Genomic DNA, 16,317 nt, shown 5'->3' on the forward strand with positions numbered 1-16,317 from the left:
CCCGCTCCGGGGGGTTCTAATTGGGTTTGGGGGGGGGCAAAAACCCCCCCTTATCGTTTTTTCCCCCCCACCACAACTCCATGATCGACGCGGACATGGCCGACGCGGACGTGGCCGACGCGGACGTGGCCGACGCGGACCGGTTGCCGGGGTCAGGCGACGACCGAGACCATCCGGCCCTTGACCACGATGACCTTGCGGGGTTCCCTGCCGGCCAGCGTCGCGGCCACCGCCTCCAGGGCCGCCGCGCGGACGGTCTCGTCGGCGGCGTCGGCGGGCACCTCGACGCGTCCCCGGACCTTGCCGTTGACCTGCACCGGGTAGGTCACCGTGTCGGCCACCAGCAGCGCCGGATCGGCCACCGGGAAGTCCGCGTACGTCAGCGAGGTGTCGTGGCCCAGCTTGCGCCACAGCTCCTCGGCCAGGTGCGGGGCGAACGGCGCCACCATCAGCACCAGCGGCTCGGCCACCTCGCGGGGCGTCGCCGACAACCCGGTCAGTCCGTTGGTCAACTGGATCAGCTTGGCGATCGCGGTGTTGAACCGGATGCCGTCCATGTCGCCACGGACCCCGTCGATCACCGTGTGTAGCAGCCGGCGGGTCGCCGCATCGGCCGGGTCGTCGGTGACGCGCACCTCGCCGGTCTGCTCGTCGACGACCGCCCGCCAGACCCGCTGCAGGAACCGGTACGAGCCGATGACCGCCCGGGTCTCCCACGGGCGGGACACCTCCAGCGGGCCCATCGACATCTCGTACACCCGGAAGGTGTCCGCGCCGTACGCCGCGCACATGTCGTCGGGGGTCACCACGTTCTTCAGCGACTTGCCCATCTTGCCGTACTCGCGGTTGACCACCAGGTCTTCCAGGTAGTACGCGCCGTCGCGCTCGATGACGTCCTCGGCCTGCACATAGCTGCCCCGCGAGTCGGTGTACGCGTACGCCTGGATCATGCCCTGGTTGAACAGCTTGCGGAACGGCTCGAACGACGACACGTGACCCAGGTCGAACAGCACCTTGTGCCAGAACCGCGCGTACAGCAGGTGCAGCACGGCGTGCTCGGCGCCCCCGACGTACAGGTCGGTGCCGCCGCAGTCGCCCTCGCCGCGCGGGCCCATCCAGTACCGCTCGTTCTCGGCGCTGACGAACCGCTCGGTGTTGGTCGGGTCCAGGTAGCGCAGCTCGTACCAGCAGGAGCCGGCCCACTGCGGCATCACGTTGGTCTCGCGGGTGTAGCGCTGGGGCCCGTCACCCAGGTCCAGCTCGACCTCGACCCAGTCGCGGCGACGTGACAGCGGGGTCTCCGGGTTGGAGTCGGCGTCGTCCGGGTCGAACGTCTTCGGGGAGAAGTCGTCCACCTCGGGCAGCTCGACCGGCAGCATCTCCTCCGGCAGGGCGATGGCCGCGCCGGTGGAGTCGTACACGATCGGGAAGGGCTCACCCCAGTAGCGCTGCCGGGAGAACAGCCAGTCCCGCAGCCGGTAGGTCACCGCGCCGGTACCGTGTCCGTTGGCCTCCAGCCACGCGATGATCGCCGCCTTGGCGTCGACGACCCCCAGGCCGTTCAGGTCCAGGCCGCGCTCGGGCGCGGCGCTGTTGATGGCCGGGCCGTCGCCGGTGTACGCCTTGCCGTCGAAGCCCTCCGCCGGCTGCACGGTCCGCACGATGGGCAGCTCGAAGACCTCGGCGAACGCCCAGTCCCGCTCGTCCTGCGCCGGCACCGCCATGATCGCGCCGGTCCCGTAGCCGGCCAGCACATAGTCCGCGACGAAGATCGGGATCTGCCCGCCGGTGACCGGGTTCGTGGCGTACGCGCCGACGAAGACGCCGGTCTTCTCCTTGGAGTCGGACTGCCGCTCGACGTCGGTCTTCGCGGCCGCGGCCCGGCGGTACGCCTCGACGGCCTCGGCGGGGCTGGCGTGCCCGCCGGTCCAGGCGTCCCGGGTGCCCTGCGGCCAGGCGGCCGGCACCAGGGCGTCGACCAGCTCGTGCTCGGGCGCCAGCACCACGTAGGTGGCCCCGAAGATGGTGTCCGGACGGGTGGTGAACACCCGGATCGGCGCCTCCGCCGTGGCGAAGTCGATGTGCGCGCCCTGCGACCGGCCGATCCAGTTGCGCTGCATCAGCTTGATCGGCTCGGGCCATTCCAGGCTGTCCAGGTCGTCCAGCAGCCGGTCACCGTACGCGGTGATCCGCATCATCCACTGCTTCAGGTTGCGCTTGAAGACCGGGAAGTTGCCCCGGTCGGAGCGGCCGTCGGCGGTGACCTCCTCGTTGGCCAGCACGGTGCCCAGCCCCGGGCACCAGTTCACCGGCGCCTCCGAGACGTACGCCAGCCGGTGGTCGTCGACGACCTGGCGACGCTCGGCGACGCTCAGCTCGGCCCAGGACCGGCCGTCCGGGGTCGCCCGGTTACCGCCCTCGAACTCGACGATCAGCTCGGCGATCGGACGGGCCCGGCCGGCGTCCCGGTCGTACCAGGAGTTGAAGATCTGCAGGAAGATCCACTGCGTCCAGCGGTAGAAGTCGGTGTCGATGGTCGACACCGAGCGCCGCTCGTCGTGCGCCAGCCCCAGGCGGCGCATCTGCGCCTTGTACCGCTGAATGTTTTGCTCGGTAGTGGTCCTGGGGTGGGTGCCGGTCTGCACGGCGTACTGCTCCGCGGGCAACCCGAACGCGTCGAACCCCATCGCGTGCAGCACGTTGTGCCCGGCCATCCGCTGGTAACGGGCGTAGCAGTCGGTGCCGATGTAGCCCAGCGGGTGGCCGACGTGCAGGCCGGCGCCCGACGGGTACGGGAACATGTCCAGCACGTACAGCTTCTGCGCGTCGAAGCGCGGGTGGCTCGGATCGGCCAGCGGACCGGTCGGGTTGGGCGCGTGGAAGGTGCCCTCGCGTGCCCAGGTGTCCTGCCAACGAGTCTCGATCTCGTCGGCCATGGCCGCGGTATACCGGAACGGGGGGATGTCGCCCGCCGGTGCGGCTGCCTTGCTCATCGTCTCTCCTCGCTTCGCTTCGCTTCGTCTCGGCACCGCCGGGCCGGACCGGCGGCGGGCACAAAAAAAGCCCCTCGCGCAGGAGGGGGCCGCCGTGCTGTCGCGCGCTCAGCGCATCAGCACGGCCCGATAAGAAGCAGGAAGACTCCGGCCATATCCGGCAGTCTACCCCCTCACCTGCGGCATTAATGCGTCCGTCAGCGCGCCCGCACCGATCCCCCGACTCGGCGAATATCCATCCGTAACCGACGGACTACCTGCGGGGGTCGGCGATAACGACAAACATGGTTAGCCTGAGAGGCCAGTGAGCTCCCTGCGGCAAACGAGGCTCGGCGTCGCATACCCAACGGCGGGTCCAGGTGCTCTCGACAGAGCTGCCGTGACGGCGACGAGGAGGAGGCCCGTGACACAACAGACCTGGGACGAGGTGGGCGGCCTGTTGCCGCACGACGAGTTCCGCGCCGCCAGCGAGGCCATCGTGGCCAACATCGAGCAGGTCATCGAGGGAAAGACCGCCACCGTGCGGCTGGCCCTGGCTGTGCTGCTCGCCGAGGGCCACCTCCTCATCGAAGACGTCCCCGGCGTCGGCAAGACCAAGCTGGCCAAGGCCCTCGCTCGGTCCATCGACTGCACGGTCCGCCGGATCCAGTTCACCCCCGACCTGCTGCCCAGCGATGTCACCGGCGTCAGCGTCTACAACCAGGAGACCCACGACTTCGAGTTCCGGCCGGGCGCGGTCTTCGCCAACCTGGTGGTCGGCGACGAGATCAACCGGGCCTCGCCGAAGACCCAGTCCGCGTTGCTGGAGTGCATGGAGGAACGGCAGGTCACCGTCGACGGCGTGACCTACCAGCTCCAGACCCCGTTCATGGTCATCGCCACCCAGAACCCGATCGAGATGGAGGGGACGTACCCGCTGCCGGAGGCGCAGCGCGACCGGTTCACCGCCCGGATCGCGATGGGTTACCCGGACGCCGGCGCGGAGCTGGCGATGCTCGACGGCCACGGCGCCACCGACCCGCTGCACGAGCTGCGTCCGGTCTCCGACGCCGACATGGTCCGGCAGCTCATCGCCACCGTCCGGCAGGTGCACGTAGCGGACGCGGTCAAGCAGTACGCGGTCGACCTGGTCACCGCCACCCGTGAGGCCCACGACCTGCGCCTCGGCGCGTCCCCCCGGGCGACGCTGCAACTGCTGCGCACGGCCCGGGCGGTCGCCGCGCTGGAGGGCCGCGACTACGTCCTGCCCGACGACCTGCAGGCCCTGGCGGTGCCGGTGCTGGCGCACCGGATCATCCCGACGGCCGACGCGCAGCTCGCCCGGCGGACCACCGACGCGATCGTCTCCGAGCTGGTGCACCGGCTGCCCCTGCCGCACGACCGTCAGCGCAACCCGTACGACACCCGGCCCGCCACCGGCAACGGCCGCGCGCCCTACGAGCCGCGGAGGCCGTGACGTGCGTGCCGGGCTGCGCGGGCTGACCACCCGCGGGCGCTCGTTCCTGGCCGCCGCGGTCGCCGCGGCGGTCTCGGCCGTCATCCTGGGCGAGAAGGACCTGCTCCGGGTGGCGCTGCTGTTGGCCATCCTGCCGCTGCTGGCCGCCGCCTACGTGGGTCGCAGCCGCTACAAGCTGGCCTGCAACCGCTCGCTGGACCCGCACCGGGTCCCGGTCGGGGCCAACTCGAGGATCGTGCTGCGCCTGCAGAACCTCTCCCGGCTGCCCACCGGCACCCTGCTGCTGGAGGACCGGCTGCCCTACGCGCTGGGCAGCCGGCCCCGCGTCGTGCTGGAACGGCTCGGCGCGCAACAGGCCAGCTCCGTGGCGTACACGGTCCGCGCGGACGTGCGCGGTCGCTACGACGTGGGTCCACTGGTGGTCCGGATGACCGACCCGTTCGGTCTCTGCGAGCTCACCCGCTCCTTCCCCAGCACCGACCACCTCACGGTCATCCCGCAGGTCACCCCCCTGCCGTCGGTCCGGCTCCCCGGGGAGTACGCGGGCAGCGGCGACAGCCGGGCTCGTTCGGTGGCGGTCCACGGCGAGGACGACGCGGCGACCCGGGAGTACCGCCGGGGCGACGACCTGCGTCGGGTGCACTGGAAGTCCACGGCGCGCACCGGCGAGCTGATGGTGCGCCGGGAGGAGCAGCCCTGGGAGAGCCGCGCCACCGTCGTGCTGGACACCCGGGCGTACGGCCACCGGGGTGACGGGCCGACAGCGAGCTTCGAGTGGGCGGTCTCGGCCGCCGCGAGCATCGCCGTACACCTGCGCCAGGCCGGCTACAAGCTGCGCCTGGTCACCGGCTCGGGGGTCGACGTGGACGCCTCGGAGGGCGGTGGCGACGGCGTGCTGCTCGACCATCTGGCCGAGGTGCGGTTGGACCAGCGGGCCGACGTCACCGGGCTGGTGCAGCGGGTGCGGCAGCGCACCGACGGCGGGCTGATCATCGGGCTGTTCGGCGCGGTAAGCGTCGCCGAGGCCGAGCTGCTGGCCGGGCTGCGCGGCAACGGCGCGACGTGTGTGGGTTTCCTGTTGGACAGCTCCACCTGGCTCAGCCTCCCCGAGAAGGCTCGCGCCGAGGCGGAGCACGCGCACGGCGCCGCCGTGCTCACCATGGTGCGCAGCGGCTGGCGCGTGGTCGGCGCCGACCACGGCAGCCGACTGCCGGCGCTGTGGCCGCAGGCGGGCCGCGGTTCCCAGGGCTTCGCCCTGCGGGCCGCGCTGGCCGAGACGGTCGCTGGCCGCGTGCGATGAACGGAAGGTCCCCCTCATGATCGCCAGCCGGAACACCGGTCTGGTCGCGGCCGCCGCGACGCTGCTCGCCGCCGCGCCGCTGTCGGCCATCTTCCAGACCTGGACGTGGCTGATCCAGTGCGCGATAGCGGTCGCCGTGGTGGCCGGGGTCGCCGCGCTGACCCGGCTCGTCCGCGCGCCGCTCTGGGGCCAGGTGCTCGGCATGCTGGCCGCCCTGCTGCTCGCGCTGACCTGGCTGTTCCCGAGCGGCAGCGAGCTGCTGGCCCTCCTGCCCACGCCAAGCACGATCGGGCACTTCGCCGATCTGCTCGCCGGTTCGGCGCAGGACATGCGCTCGTACGGCGTCGAGGTCCCGGACACCGATCCGCTGCTGTTCATCACCGTGCTCGGCGTCGGCGGGGTGGCCGTGCTGGTGGACGTACTGGCCGTGGGACTTCGCCGGCCGGCGCTGGCCGGGCTGCCGATGCTCGCGATCTACTCGGTGCCGGTCGCCGTCTACGTGGACAGCGTTCCCCCACTGCCGTTCGTGGTGGGCGCCGCCGGTTACCTGTGGCTGCTGGTGACCGACAACATCGACCGGGTGCGTCGGTTCGGGCGGCGGTTCACCGGCGACGGCCGGGACGTGGACGTGTGGGAGGCGTCGCCGCTGGCGTCCGCCGGACGTCGGCTCGCCGTGGTCGGCGTGGTGCTGGCCGTGGTGCTGCCGCTGGCGGTGCCCGGCCTGAGCGGTGGGCTGCTCGACCGGATCACCGAGGGCACGGGTAACGGCACCGGCAACGGTCGGGGGGTGGGTGGCTCGTCCGGCCGGATCGACCTGTTCGCGTCGCTCGCCGGCCAGCTCAACCAGTCCGAGGTGGTGGACCTGGTCAAGGTGACCACGTCGGAGCAGACCCCGTTCTACCTGCGCTACGCGGTCGCCGACGAGCTGCGCCCGAACGGTTTCCAGGCCCGCGCCGCGAGTGGCCGGCCAGCCAACCGCGATCTGCCCGACCCGGGCGAGCGGGTCGGGCCGGGGGTGCAGCAGGCCGAGTACCGGGCGACCGTCGAGGTGACCAAGAGCCTCAGCATGTCCCTGATGCCGGTGTACGCCGAGCCGGTGCGCACCCAGGACCTGAACAGCAACTGGCTGTACGACCCCAACCAGCAGATCGTGTTCTCCAACCGGGAGAGCTCGCGGGGGCGTAAGTACTCGTTCGACTACATCCGCTCGACGTACACCCCGGCGACCCTGCGGGCCGCGAAGTCGCTGCCGGCCGAACACCCGCTCCGCCGGCAGCAGACCGCCACCCCCGGGCCGGTGCCCGAGGTGGAGGAGCTGGTCCGAGGGCTGATCCAGGGCAAGCGGACCGACTACGACCGGGTGCTGGCCATCTACCAGCACTTCTCCGCGAACAACGGGTTCACGTACCGGTTGAGCACCGCGAGCGGCAGCAGCGGCCAGGACATCGTGAACTTCCTGACCAACAAGGTCGGTTACTGCCAGCAGTACGCCGCCGCGATGGCCTGGCTGGTCCGGTCGGCCGGCATCCCGGCGCGGGTCGCGTTCGGGTTCACCAACGGCAGCAGGCGCGACGGCGACACGTACACGCTGACGAACCTCAACCTGCACGCCTGGACCGAGGTCTTCTTCGACGGGATCGGCTGGGTGCCGTTCGACGCCACCCCGGCGTCCGGCGTTCCCGGCTCCACCCGATCGGCCTGGGCGCCGGACACGGACGCCCCCGAGCCGTCCACTCCGGAGGCCGGCGCCACGGACAGCCCGAGCGGCGCGGACTCGTCGGCCGAGCCGACCGGCCCGGACAACGCCGACCGGGACACCGACTCCGGGCTCTCGCTGGGGGATTCGCGGCCGACTGAGCGGGCGCCGGTGTGGCCGTGGTGGCTGGCGGCCGTACTCGCGCTGGTGGCGCTGCTGGCGGTGCCGGCGCTTCGTCGGCGGGCGCTGCGTCGGCGGCGGGCCGGCCGGGCGGACGTCGCGGCTGCCACCACCGCTGTGGGCGACGGGCCGCCGACCGACGACACGCGGGTGATGGTGGTCGAGGCGGACCCGGGTCGCGCTCGCGCCGACGCCCACGCCGCCTGGGCCGAGTTGCTCGACACGCTCGTCGACTACAAGGTACGGGTGGACCTGACCGAGACGCCCCGGGCGACCGCGGACCGGCTGGTCCGGGACGCTCTCCCCGACGACGCCGAGGCCGTCGGGGCGGCGCGGCTGCTCGGCCGTGCCGAGGAGCGGGCCCGGTACGCGCGGGCTCCGCTGACCGGTGAACCGTTGCCGTCGGCGCTCCGCGCGGTCCGTGGGGCGCTCTCGTCCCGTGCGGATCGACGGACCCGGCTGCTCGCCGCCGTGTTGCCGCCCTCGGTGCTGCTGCGCTGGCGGATCGCACTGGCGGACTCCTCCGGCCGCCTGGTGGCGGTGACCACGCGGATGCGCTACCGGCTGCTGCGCTGGAACCCGCGCCGGTTGCTGGCCGATCGAGCCGCCCGCTGACCGACGCCCGCCAGCGCGCTGCGGCGGCGCCCCGGCCTAACGCCGGGGCGTCGCCCCAGCCCCAGCCCCAGCCCCAGCCCCAGCCCCAGCCCCAGCCCCAGCGATCTTGCACTTTCTGTCGCGACATAAGGGGTATCCCACTCATGCGGACGACAGAAACTGCAAGATCGGCGCGATCTCGGAGGGACGCGCGGCGCGAGCACGGCGGCGCGGGGCGCGCGAGCACGATGTTCGGGGCATGACGGAGCGACGGCGGCCATCGGGGGTGTCCCGATGGCCCGCTCGTCGCGGTGGTCGGCCCGCCTCAGCGGCGGGACGCGCTCAGCGGTGCCCCTCCGGGCGCTGCCGCCATCGGTCTTCCATCCGGTCCAGGATCGACCGTCGGCGACCGGACCGGCCACCGCGGGGACGACGACGACTCGTCGTGCCACCCACCACGTGCAGGTCGGGTGACTGCGCCCGCCGGTGCGACTGCACCGCGAACGCGGCCGACGCCAGCATGACGACGAAGCCCGCCACCGCCAGCGGTGGAGTCTTGATCACCGCGCCGTAGACCAGTAGGGCCAAGCCAGCGATGATCACGCCGGCTGCGACGAGCAGGCGACGCCGCGCGTGGAAGCGCGGATCGCTGGCGCGCACGGCCGAGGCGAATTTGGGGTCCTCGGCAAGCGACCGCTCGATCTGCTCGAACAGCCGCTGCTCGTGCTCCGAGAGCGGCACGGCACTCCTCCCCGGTCACGTTGGTCGGCCCACTCGGGCCGACAGACCGTGGCAGCCAACCGGCTGCTTACCCGCAAGTCTACGAGGGGGGTCGCGCGTCGGAAAGCGGGACGACCTACGGGTGGGGTGGATTTTCCTTTCGATGAGCGTCACGGTCGGCTAACAGACTGGCCGGACCTATGACGGACCGCCCGAATCGGGCAGCGGCGGCGTCCGCGGCGGCTTCCGCCTCCCGCCAACCACGCTCGGGCGCGCCGAGGGTGAGCTGTCGGGGCGCGCCCTGCGCCGAGGTGAGTCCCTCCACCCGGACACCGACGAGGCGGATCCGCTCAGCCGGGTCCAGCGCGGTGTAGAGCGCCCAGACCGTGTCGAACATCTCCCGGGCCGTGTCGGTGGGTACGTCGAGGGTGCGGGAGCGGTTGACGGTGCGAAAGTCGGCCAGTCGTACCTTCAGGGTGACCGTGCGCCCGACGTGTCCGGCGCTTCGCAGCCGGACGCCGACCTTCGCGCTGAGCGCGAGCAGGGCACGGCGGATCTCCGTCGGGTCCGCCACGTCGGCGTCGAAGGTCACCTCGGCGCCGATCGACTTGTCGACGTGTTCGGGACTGACCCGGCGCGGGTCACGCCCCCACGCCAGCTCGTGCAGGTGCGCCGCGGACGCCGCGCCCACCGCCCGGCGCAGCATGCCCACCGGGGCCTCGGCGAGGTCCCCCACGGTGGCCAGACCCAGCCGACGCAGCGTCTCGGCGGCCCGCTCCCCCACCCCCCACAGCGCGTCCACCGGGAGCGGGTGCAGGAAGTCGAGGACCTGCCCGGCGGGTACGACCAGCAGGCCGTCGGGCTTGGCCCGGGTGGAGCCGAGCTTGGCCACGAACTTGCTCGGCGCCACCCCGACCGAACACGTCAGCCCCTGCTCGTCGGCGACCCGCTGGCGGATCAGCCGGGCGATGGTGGCCGGCGGGCCGAACAGCTTGCGGGCGCCCCTGACGTCGAGGAACGCCTCGTCGAGGGAGAGCGGCTCGACCAGCGGGGTGACGTCCCGGAAGATCTGCATGACCGCCCGCGAGGCGGCCGAGTACGCGGCGAAGTTCGGCGGCAGGTAGACGGCGTGCGGGCAGAGGGCTCGGGCCCGGGAGGTCGGCATGGCGCTGCGCACGCCGTAGCGGCGGGCCTCGTAGCTGGCCGAGCTGACCACGCCACGCGAGCCCACGCCACCCACCACGACCGCGCGGCCGCGCAGCTCGGGCCGGGCACGCACCTCCACCGAGGCGAAGAACGCGTCCATGTCGACGTGCAGGATGCCGCTGGCGGAGTCGTCGGCGTCCGGCCCGAAGCGCGGATCACCGCCTCGGGGCAACGACTGACTGCGGCCCATCGGTGCAGGTTATCCCCGAGGTACGACACCAGCACCGGCCGGCTGGCCGGACCGCGCCCCGGTCAACCCCGCACGACCAGCAGCGGCACGGTCAGCTCGGCGGCGGTGTCCGCCCCGTGGTACGCGACCAGCTTCGACACCTTCGGCGGTTCGGTGCGGCTGGCCAGGACGGCGTACGTGTCGTTGCAGGTCACCACGACGTCACCGATCCGGCCCAGGTGCTCCTCGGGCACCGGCCCGAACCAGCCGGTGGCGACCACCTCCGCGCGGGTACGCACCCGGGCCGCGTCGCCGAGCACCGCCGACCAGGCGGCCACCACGTCGTCCACCGCTCCCGGCTCGGTGTGCAGGTAGCGCACCCGGGCCTCGCCGGCAACCACCCGCAGGCCGTCGCGCAGCCGTGGATCGGTGTCCAGGTCGAAGCGGTGCGCGACGGGGATGTCGAGTTGCCCGTGGTCGGCCGTGACCAGCAGCGCCGCGTCCGGCGGTAGCCCGTCGACCAGCCGGGCGAGCAGCAGGTCCACCTCTGCGGCGGCGCTTCGCCACGGCGCCGAGTCGACCCCGCTGAGGTGCCCCTGCCGGTCGAGGTCGGGGTGGTAGCCGAAGACCAGGGTTGGTCCGTCGCCGGCGGACAGCGCGGCGCGCATGGCGGTGGCCAGCTGGTCCGCGCCGGCAGCGCCCCGGAAGTCGCCGCCCCGGTTGGCGGCCAGGGTCAACCCGCTGCCGCCGTACTCCGGCCGGCTCACCACCGTCGTCGCCACCCCGGCGGCCCGGGCCCGTTGAAGCTGGGTGGGCACCGGCTGCCAGCGCAGCGGCGACGGGTCGGCGGCCCAGTCGGTGTGGGTGAGCACCCGGTCGGTGCCGGGCACCCGCACCGTGAAGCCGAGCACCCCGTGCGCGCCGGGCGCGACGCCGGTGCCCAGCGTCACGAGGCTCGTCGGGGTGGTGGACGGGAAGCCGGCGACGAGGGGCCGACCCACCGTCGCGGCCAGCCCGGCGAGCGTCGGCGCGTACGGCGCGGCGGTCGGCACCTGGTACCAGCCGAGCCCGTCGACGAGCAGGACGGCGATCCGGCGTACCCCGGCCAGCGCGGGCGTCAGGCCGAGCGGGTCGGGCGAGCCGGGCACGCCCAGTACGGCGAGCGCGCTGGGCAGCACGTCGGCGAGCCGTCCGCCGGTTCGATCGGGTGCGAGGACCGCCAGCGGCGGGTCGAGGCCGGTCACCGGACCGCTGGCAGCCGGTGTACGCCCGTCGGCGGTCAGCTCGGGGCCGGACGAGCCGGCCGACGTACCCCCGTCGACGGGCAGGACCGGACGGGTCATGCCGGTCGGCGGGCGAACAGGTGCAGTTGGGCGGCCAGATCCCGGTAGGGGGGCTGAGCGGCCAGGGCCAGTTCCAGCTCGACCAGGGCCGCGGGCTGCCCGTCGGAGACGGCGGCCGGCAGCAGGTCGGCGAGCACGCGTACCCCGTGGATGTCCTCGACCTCCAGCCCGGCGGCGGTGAGCAGCGCGACGGCCTCGGGGGCGTCGTAGCGGCGGCGCAGGGTGTCGCGCGGCCCGGCGCTGCCGGCCGGGTCGGCGGCCACCGACGCCGCGACGTCCAGATGCCCGTTCATGGCGCGGCCCAGCACGGCCGCCGCCCGGCCGGCTACCAGCACGCTTGCCGCGCCGCCGGGGCGCAGCGCGGTGGCCAGCGCGGCGACCACCGGCGTCGGGTCGTCGACGACCTCCAGGACTGCGTGGCAGAGCACCAGGTCGACCCCGGCCGGCTCGACCAGCCCGGCGAGGGCGTCGCCGTCGCCCTGCACGGCGACGACCCGATCGGCGACCCCGGCCTCGGCGGCCCGGCGGGTGAGCGCGGCGAGCGCGTCGGGGCTGGCGTCGACCACGGTGACGCGGTGCCCGGCCCGGGCCAGCGGGACGGCGAAACCGCCGGTGCCCCCGCCGATGTCCAGCACGGTCAGCTCGGCGTCGCCGCGCCGGTCCAGCTCGGCGCGCAGCACCGACCAGATCACGGCGGTACGGGGGGTCAGCGGCGGCGCGGCGAACCGGCCTCGGGTCTGCTCCACCCGGTCGAGCCTAGTGGTCAGGACTGGGTGCCCTCGACCGCGTCCTCAGCCCGGGATCGACGCTCGTTGGCGACCGGACCGTTTGTCACCTCGTACTCGCGGGGGTCGGTGAGGTGCGACGGCATCCAGCCGGCACCCAGCCGGGTCCGCCGGACGTTGGCGATTCCGCCACCGGTGTACGCGTGGTTTCCCATCACTTGTCAGTCCCCCTCACGGATCACGGGCCGCTCTGCCCGCTCAGGACGAGTCTCCCGCTCCGCGGCGACAGAAACCGTAATGTGGATCACTGTTCAGCGGAAGTCGCGGGAGGCGGGACTGACCGGCGGCTCGATGGCGTCCAACCGGTCGGCGACCAGGTTGGTCACTCCCTCGTGGCGTTGCAGTCGTCCCCGGACCACCAGCGCGGCGCTGGTGCGGGCCACCCGCCGATAACGCTGCCACAGACCCGGCGAACAGGTCACGTTCAACATCCCGGTCTCGTCCTCCAGGTTGAGGAAGGTCACCCCACCAGCGGTCGCCGGGCGCTGTCGATGGGTGACGATGCCACCGACCCGGATCCGCTGGCCCGGCTCCACCCGGCCGAGCCGGGCGATCGGCACCGCCCCCAGCACGTCGAGCTGCCCCCGGATGAACCGGGCCGGATGGCTCTCCGGCGACAACCCGGTGGCCCACACGTCCGCTACCAGCCGATCCACGGCCTCCATGCCGGGCAGCGTGGGCGCCGTCGCGCCGGTCACCGTGCCGGGCAGCCGGCCCGGTCGGTCCTGGGCCGCCGCGCCGGCGGCCCACAGCGCCTCCCGCCGGGTCAGCCCGAAACAGGCGAAGGCGTCCGCGGTGGCCAGCGCCTCCAGCTGCGCGGCGGTCAGTCCGACCCGCCGGGCCAGATCCGGCATGTCACGGTACGCCCCACCGGCCGTCCGCTCGGCCTCGATCCGCTCGGCCACGTCCGATCCGAGGGTACGTACGCTGGACAGCCCCAGTCGGACGGCCGGACCGCCCAGCCCCCAGGCGTGCGGCGGCTCCCCCGGCTCGCTGCCCCACCGGGTGTCCGGGGTGGACTCGAGCACCGCCAGAGCCCCGCTGGCGTTGATGTCCGGACGGCGGACCTCCACCCCGTGCCGACGGGCGTCGTCGACCAGGGTCTGCGGCGAGTAGAAGCCCATCGGCTGGGCGTTGAGCAGCGCCGCCAGGAACGGGGCCGGGTGGTAGCGCTTGAGCCACGAGGTGGCGTACACCAGGTAGGCGAAGCTCATCGCGTGGCTCTCCGGGAAGCCGTAGCTGGCGAACGCGGTGAGCTTGCGGTAGACGTCGTCGGCCAGCTCGCCGGTGATGCCCCGCTCGGCCATCCCGGCGTAGAGCCGGTCGGCGATGCGGGTCATCCGCTCGACCGACCGTTTCGCGCCCATCGCCCGGCGCAACTGGTCGGCCTCGGCCGCGTCGAAACCGGCCAGGTCGATGGCGAGCTGCATCAACTGCTCCTGGAACAGCGGCACCCCCAGGGTCTTCTCCAGCGCGTTACGCATCAACGGGTGGGCGAAGGTCACCGGCTCCTGACCGTTCTTACGCCGGATGAACGGGTGCACCGAACCGCCCTGGATCGGGCCGGGACGGATCAGCGCCACCTCGACCACCAGGTCGTAGAACTCGCGGGGCTTGAGCCGCGGCAGGGTGGCCATCTGGGCGCGGCTCTCCACCTGGAACACCCCGACCGAGTCCGCCCGGCAGAGCATGTCGTAGACCTCGGGATCGTCAAGCGTCATGTCGCCGAGATCCAGCCGGGACCCGATCATGTCGTAGCCGTAGTGCAGGGCGGAGAGCATGCCCAGGCCGAGCAGGTCGAACTTCACCAGGCCCACGGCGGCGCAGTCGTCCTTGTCCCACTGCAGGACGCTGCGTCCGGGCATCCGCCCCCACTCCACCGGGCAGACCTCGATCACCGGACGGTCACAGATCACCATCCCGCCCGAGTGGATACCCAGGTGCCGGGGGAACGTCTGCAACTCGTTGGCGTACTCCACCACCTGCTCCGGGATGCCCTCGACGTCGACCGTGGCGACCGAACCCCACCTGTCGATCTGCTTGCTCCAGGCGTCCTGCTGACCGGGTGAGAAGCCGAACGCCTTGGCCACGTCCCGCACCGCGGACCGGGGCCGGTAGGAGATGACGTTGGCGACCTGGGCGGCGTGCTCCCGGCCGTAGCGGGTGTAGACGTGCTGGATCACCTCCTCCCGCCGGTCGGACTCGATGTCCACGTCGATGTCCGGCGGGCCGTCCCGCTCCGGGGCGAGGAACCGCTCGAAGAGCAGCCGGTGCCGGACGGCGTCCACGTTGGTGATCCGCAGCGCGTAGCAGACCGCCGAGTTGGCCGCCGAGCCCCGGCCCTGGCAGTAGATGTCCTTCTCGCGGCAGAACGAGACGATGTCGTAGACCACCAGGAAGTAGCCGGGGAAGCCCAACTCCTCGATCATGTTCAGCTCGTGGTCGAGCTGCGCGTACGCCGCGGGGTGCGCCTGCGGCGGACCGTAGCGCTCCCGTGCGCCGTCGGCGGTCAGCTTGCGCAGCCAGCTCATCTCGGTGTGCCCCGGCGGCACCGGGTACGCCGGCAGCTGCGGCGCGACGAGTTGGAGGTCGAAGGCCAGTTCGGCGCCGAACTCGGCGGCCCGCGCCACCGCGCCCGGGTACGCGGCGAACCGCGCCGCCATCTCCGCGCCGCTGCGCAGGTGGGCGGTGGCCGCCGCGGGCAACCAACCGTCGATCTCGTCCAGGCTGCGCCGGGCCCGCACCGCGGCGACCGTGGTGGCCAACCGCCTCCGGCCGGGACTGGCGTAGTGCACGTTGTTGCTGGCCACCGTCGGCAGCCCGGCCGCGGCGGCCAGCTCGGCGAGCGCGTCGTTGCGGTCGGCGTCGACCGGATGACCGTGGTCGGTCAACTCCACCGCCACCGTCTCCGCGCCGAAGAGCGCAGTCAACCGGTCCAGCTCGCGGGCCGCCGCGTCCACCCCCTCGGTGAGCAGCGCGCCCGGCACGTGCCCCTTGCGGCAGCCGGTCAGCACCAGCACGTGGTCGCGCAGCTCGGCGGCGACCTCCTCCAGCTCCCCGTAGACCGGGCGGCCCTTCTCCCCGCCGCGTAGCTGGGCGCGGGCGATGGTGGTGGCCAGCCGGGCGTACCCCTCATGGCCGTGCGCCAGCACCAGCAGGTGCGCGCCGTGCGGGTCGGGTTCGCCGTTCTGCGGGCCCGGTAGCCCGAGGGACAGCTCCGCGCCGAAGATGGTCGGCAGGCCCAGCGTACGGGCCGCCTCGGCGAACCGGACCACCCCGTAGAAGCCGTCGTGGTCGGTGACGGCCAACGCGGTGAGCCCCAACCGGGCCGCCTCCTCGGCCAACTCCTCGGGGTGGCTCGCGCCGTCGAGGAAACTGAAGTTGGTGTGCGCGTGCAGCTCGGCGTAGGGCACCACGCCGTCGGGACGGGCCAGCTCCGGCGGCTCGTACCGCTCGCGGTGGCGACTCCAGGCCGGCGAGTCACCGCCGTCGGCGTCCACGGCGAGCGGATCCACCACGTGCAGGTGCCGCTCGGCGCGCGGCCGTCCGCCGCCGGCCCGGCCGGAGAGCACGCTCTCCAGCTCCGACCAGGGCATCTTCGGGTTGTGAAAACTCATCCGACCGCTCCGACCACTCCGACCGCGCTGGCCCGACCGGCGCTGGCCCGACCGGCGCCAGCCCGCAGGGTGCCGGTCGGCCGAGGGGCGCTGGCCGACCGAAGGGTGGGGGCGCGGCCGACCAGCCGCAGGGTGGTGGACGGCCGCGTCGACGACGAACACGATGGCGGTCGCTCCACCGGCGGCGGCGAGAGGTGTGATGACCTCGCGCAGCCCGCCGATCACCTTGACCAGCAGTTCCGGCAGACCGACCAGGGT

At 73.0% G+C, this 16,317-nt stretch carries 10 protein-coding genes; 3 read left to right on the forward strand and 7 right to left on the reverse strand.

The annotated features are described in order from the left end of the window. Positions 1–152: 152 nt before the first annotated feature. Complete coding sequence (gene leuS, locus AB0J36_RS32625) at positions 153–2,993, reverse strand: leucine--tRNA ligase (protein ID WP_363661527.1); 2,841 nt, start codon at positions 2,991–2,993, stop codon at positions 153–155. A gap of 403 nt (positions 2,994–3,396) precedes the next feature. Here leuS and AB0J36_RS32630 point away from each other — a divergent pair, with 403 nt between their 5' ends. From AB0J36_RS32630 to AB0J36_RS32640, 3 genes are read left to right on the forward strand one after another with little or no spacing between them, the layout of a single operon-like run. Next, positions 3,397–4,449, forward strand: a complete 1,053-nt coding sequence (locus tag AB0J36_RS32630) for a MoxR family ATPase (protein ID WP_357126923.1) — start codon at positions 3,397–3,399, stop codon at positions 4,447–4,449. 1 nt (position 4,450) lies between these two features. Then, the gene (locus AB0J36_RS32635) at positions 4,451–5,749 is read left to right on the forward strand and encodes a DUF58 domain-containing protein (protein WP_357399016.1); all 1,299 of its coding nucleotides are present in this window, start codon (positions 4,451–4,453) and stop codon (positions 5,747–5,749) included. Positions 5,750–5,765: 16 nt separating this feature from the next. Then, positions 5,766–8,240: a transglutaminaseTgpA domain-containing protein gene (locus AB0J36_RS32640; protein WP_357170699.1), complete on the forward strand. Its 2,475-nt coding sequence runs from the start codon at positions 5,766–5,768 to the stop codon at positions 8,238–8,240. Between the two features lie 321 nt (positions 8,241–8,561). On the opposite strand, the gene AB0J36_RS32645 is transcribed toward AB0J36_RS32640, so the two are convergent. The 6 genes from AB0J36_RS32645 to AB0J36_RS32670 all read right to left on the reverse strand — a co-directional run bounded on the left by AB0J36_RS32645 (position 8,562) and on the right by AB0J36_RS32670 (position 16,059). Next, the gene (locus AB0J36_RS32645; protein ID WP_007463044.1) at positions 8,562–8,960 is read right to left on the reverse strand and encodes a DUF3040 domain-containing protein; all 399 of its coding nucleotides are present in this window, start codon (positions 8,958–8,960) and stop codon (positions 8,562–8,564) included. A 115-nt stretch (positions 8,961–9,075) separates the two neighbouring features. Continuing rightward, complete coding sequence (locus AB0J36_RS32650; protein WP_357399097.1) at positions 9,076–10,335, reverse strand: DNA polymerase IV; 1,260 nt, start codon at positions 10,333–10,335, stop codon at positions 9,076–9,078. Between the two features lie 62 nt (positions 10,336–10,397). After that, a complete protein-coding gene (locus AB0J36_RS32655) occupies positions 10,398–11,657 on the reverse strand; it encodes a nucleotide pyrophosphatase/phosphodiesterase family protein (protein ID WP_357399100.1) in 1,260 nt (419 codons plus the stop codon). After that, the gene (locus AB0J36_RS32660) at positions 11,654–12,424 is read right to left on the reverse strand and encodes a methyltransferase domain-containing protein (protein WP_357127324.1); all 771 of its coding nucleotides are present in this window, start codon (positions 12,422–12,424) and stop codon (positions 11,654–11,656) included. Before AB0J36_RS32660 ends, AB0J36_RS32655 begins: the two co-directional genes overlap by 4 nt. Continuing rightward, the gene (locus AB0J36_RS32665; protein WP_355049450.1) at positions 12,421–12,600 is read right to left on the reverse strand and encodes a hypothetical protein; all 180 of its coding nucleotides are present in this window, start codon (positions 12,598–12,600) and stop codon (positions 12,421–12,423) included. Before AB0J36_RS32665 ends, AB0J36_RS32660 begins: the two co-directional genes overlap by 4 nt. A gap of 93 nt (positions 12,601–12,693) precedes the next feature. After that, positions 12,694–16,059 (reverse strand): error-prone DNA polymerase, encoded by a 3,366-nt coding sequence (locus AB0J36_RS32670; RefSeq protein ID WP_357399103.1) that lies wholly within the window; start codon positions 16,057–16,059, stop codon positions 12,694–12,696. Between the last annotated feature and the right edge of the window lie 258 nt (positions 16,060–16,317).

The sequence above is a fragment of the Micromonospora sp. NPDC049662 genome, from assembly GCF_040675055.1.
Lineage (GTDB): Bacteria > Actinomycetota > Actinomycetes > Mycobacteriales > Micromonosporaceae > Micromonospora.

Coding starts and splice junctions, on each gene's coding strand:
- leuS (WP_363661527.1), bottom strand. CDS start 2,993: ATGAGCAAGGCAGCCGCACCGGCGGGCGACATCCCCCCGTTCCGGTAT.
- AB0J36_RS32640 (WP_357170699.1), top strand. CDS start 5,766: ATGATCGCCAGCCGGAACACCGGTCTGGTCGCGGCCGCCGCGACGCTG.
- AB0J36_RS32650 (WP_357399097.1), bottom strand. CDS start 10,335: ATGGGCCGCAGTCAGTCGTTGCCCCGAGGCGGTGATCCGCGCTTCGGG.
- AB0J36_RS32655 (WP_357399100.1), bottom strand. CDS start 11,657: ATGACCCGTCCGGTCCTGCCCGTCGACGGGGGTACGTCGGCCGGCTCG.
- AB0J36_RS32670 (WP_357399103.1), bottom strand. CDS start 16,059: ATGAGTTTTCACAACCCGAAGATGCCCTGGTCGGAGCTGGAGAGCGTG.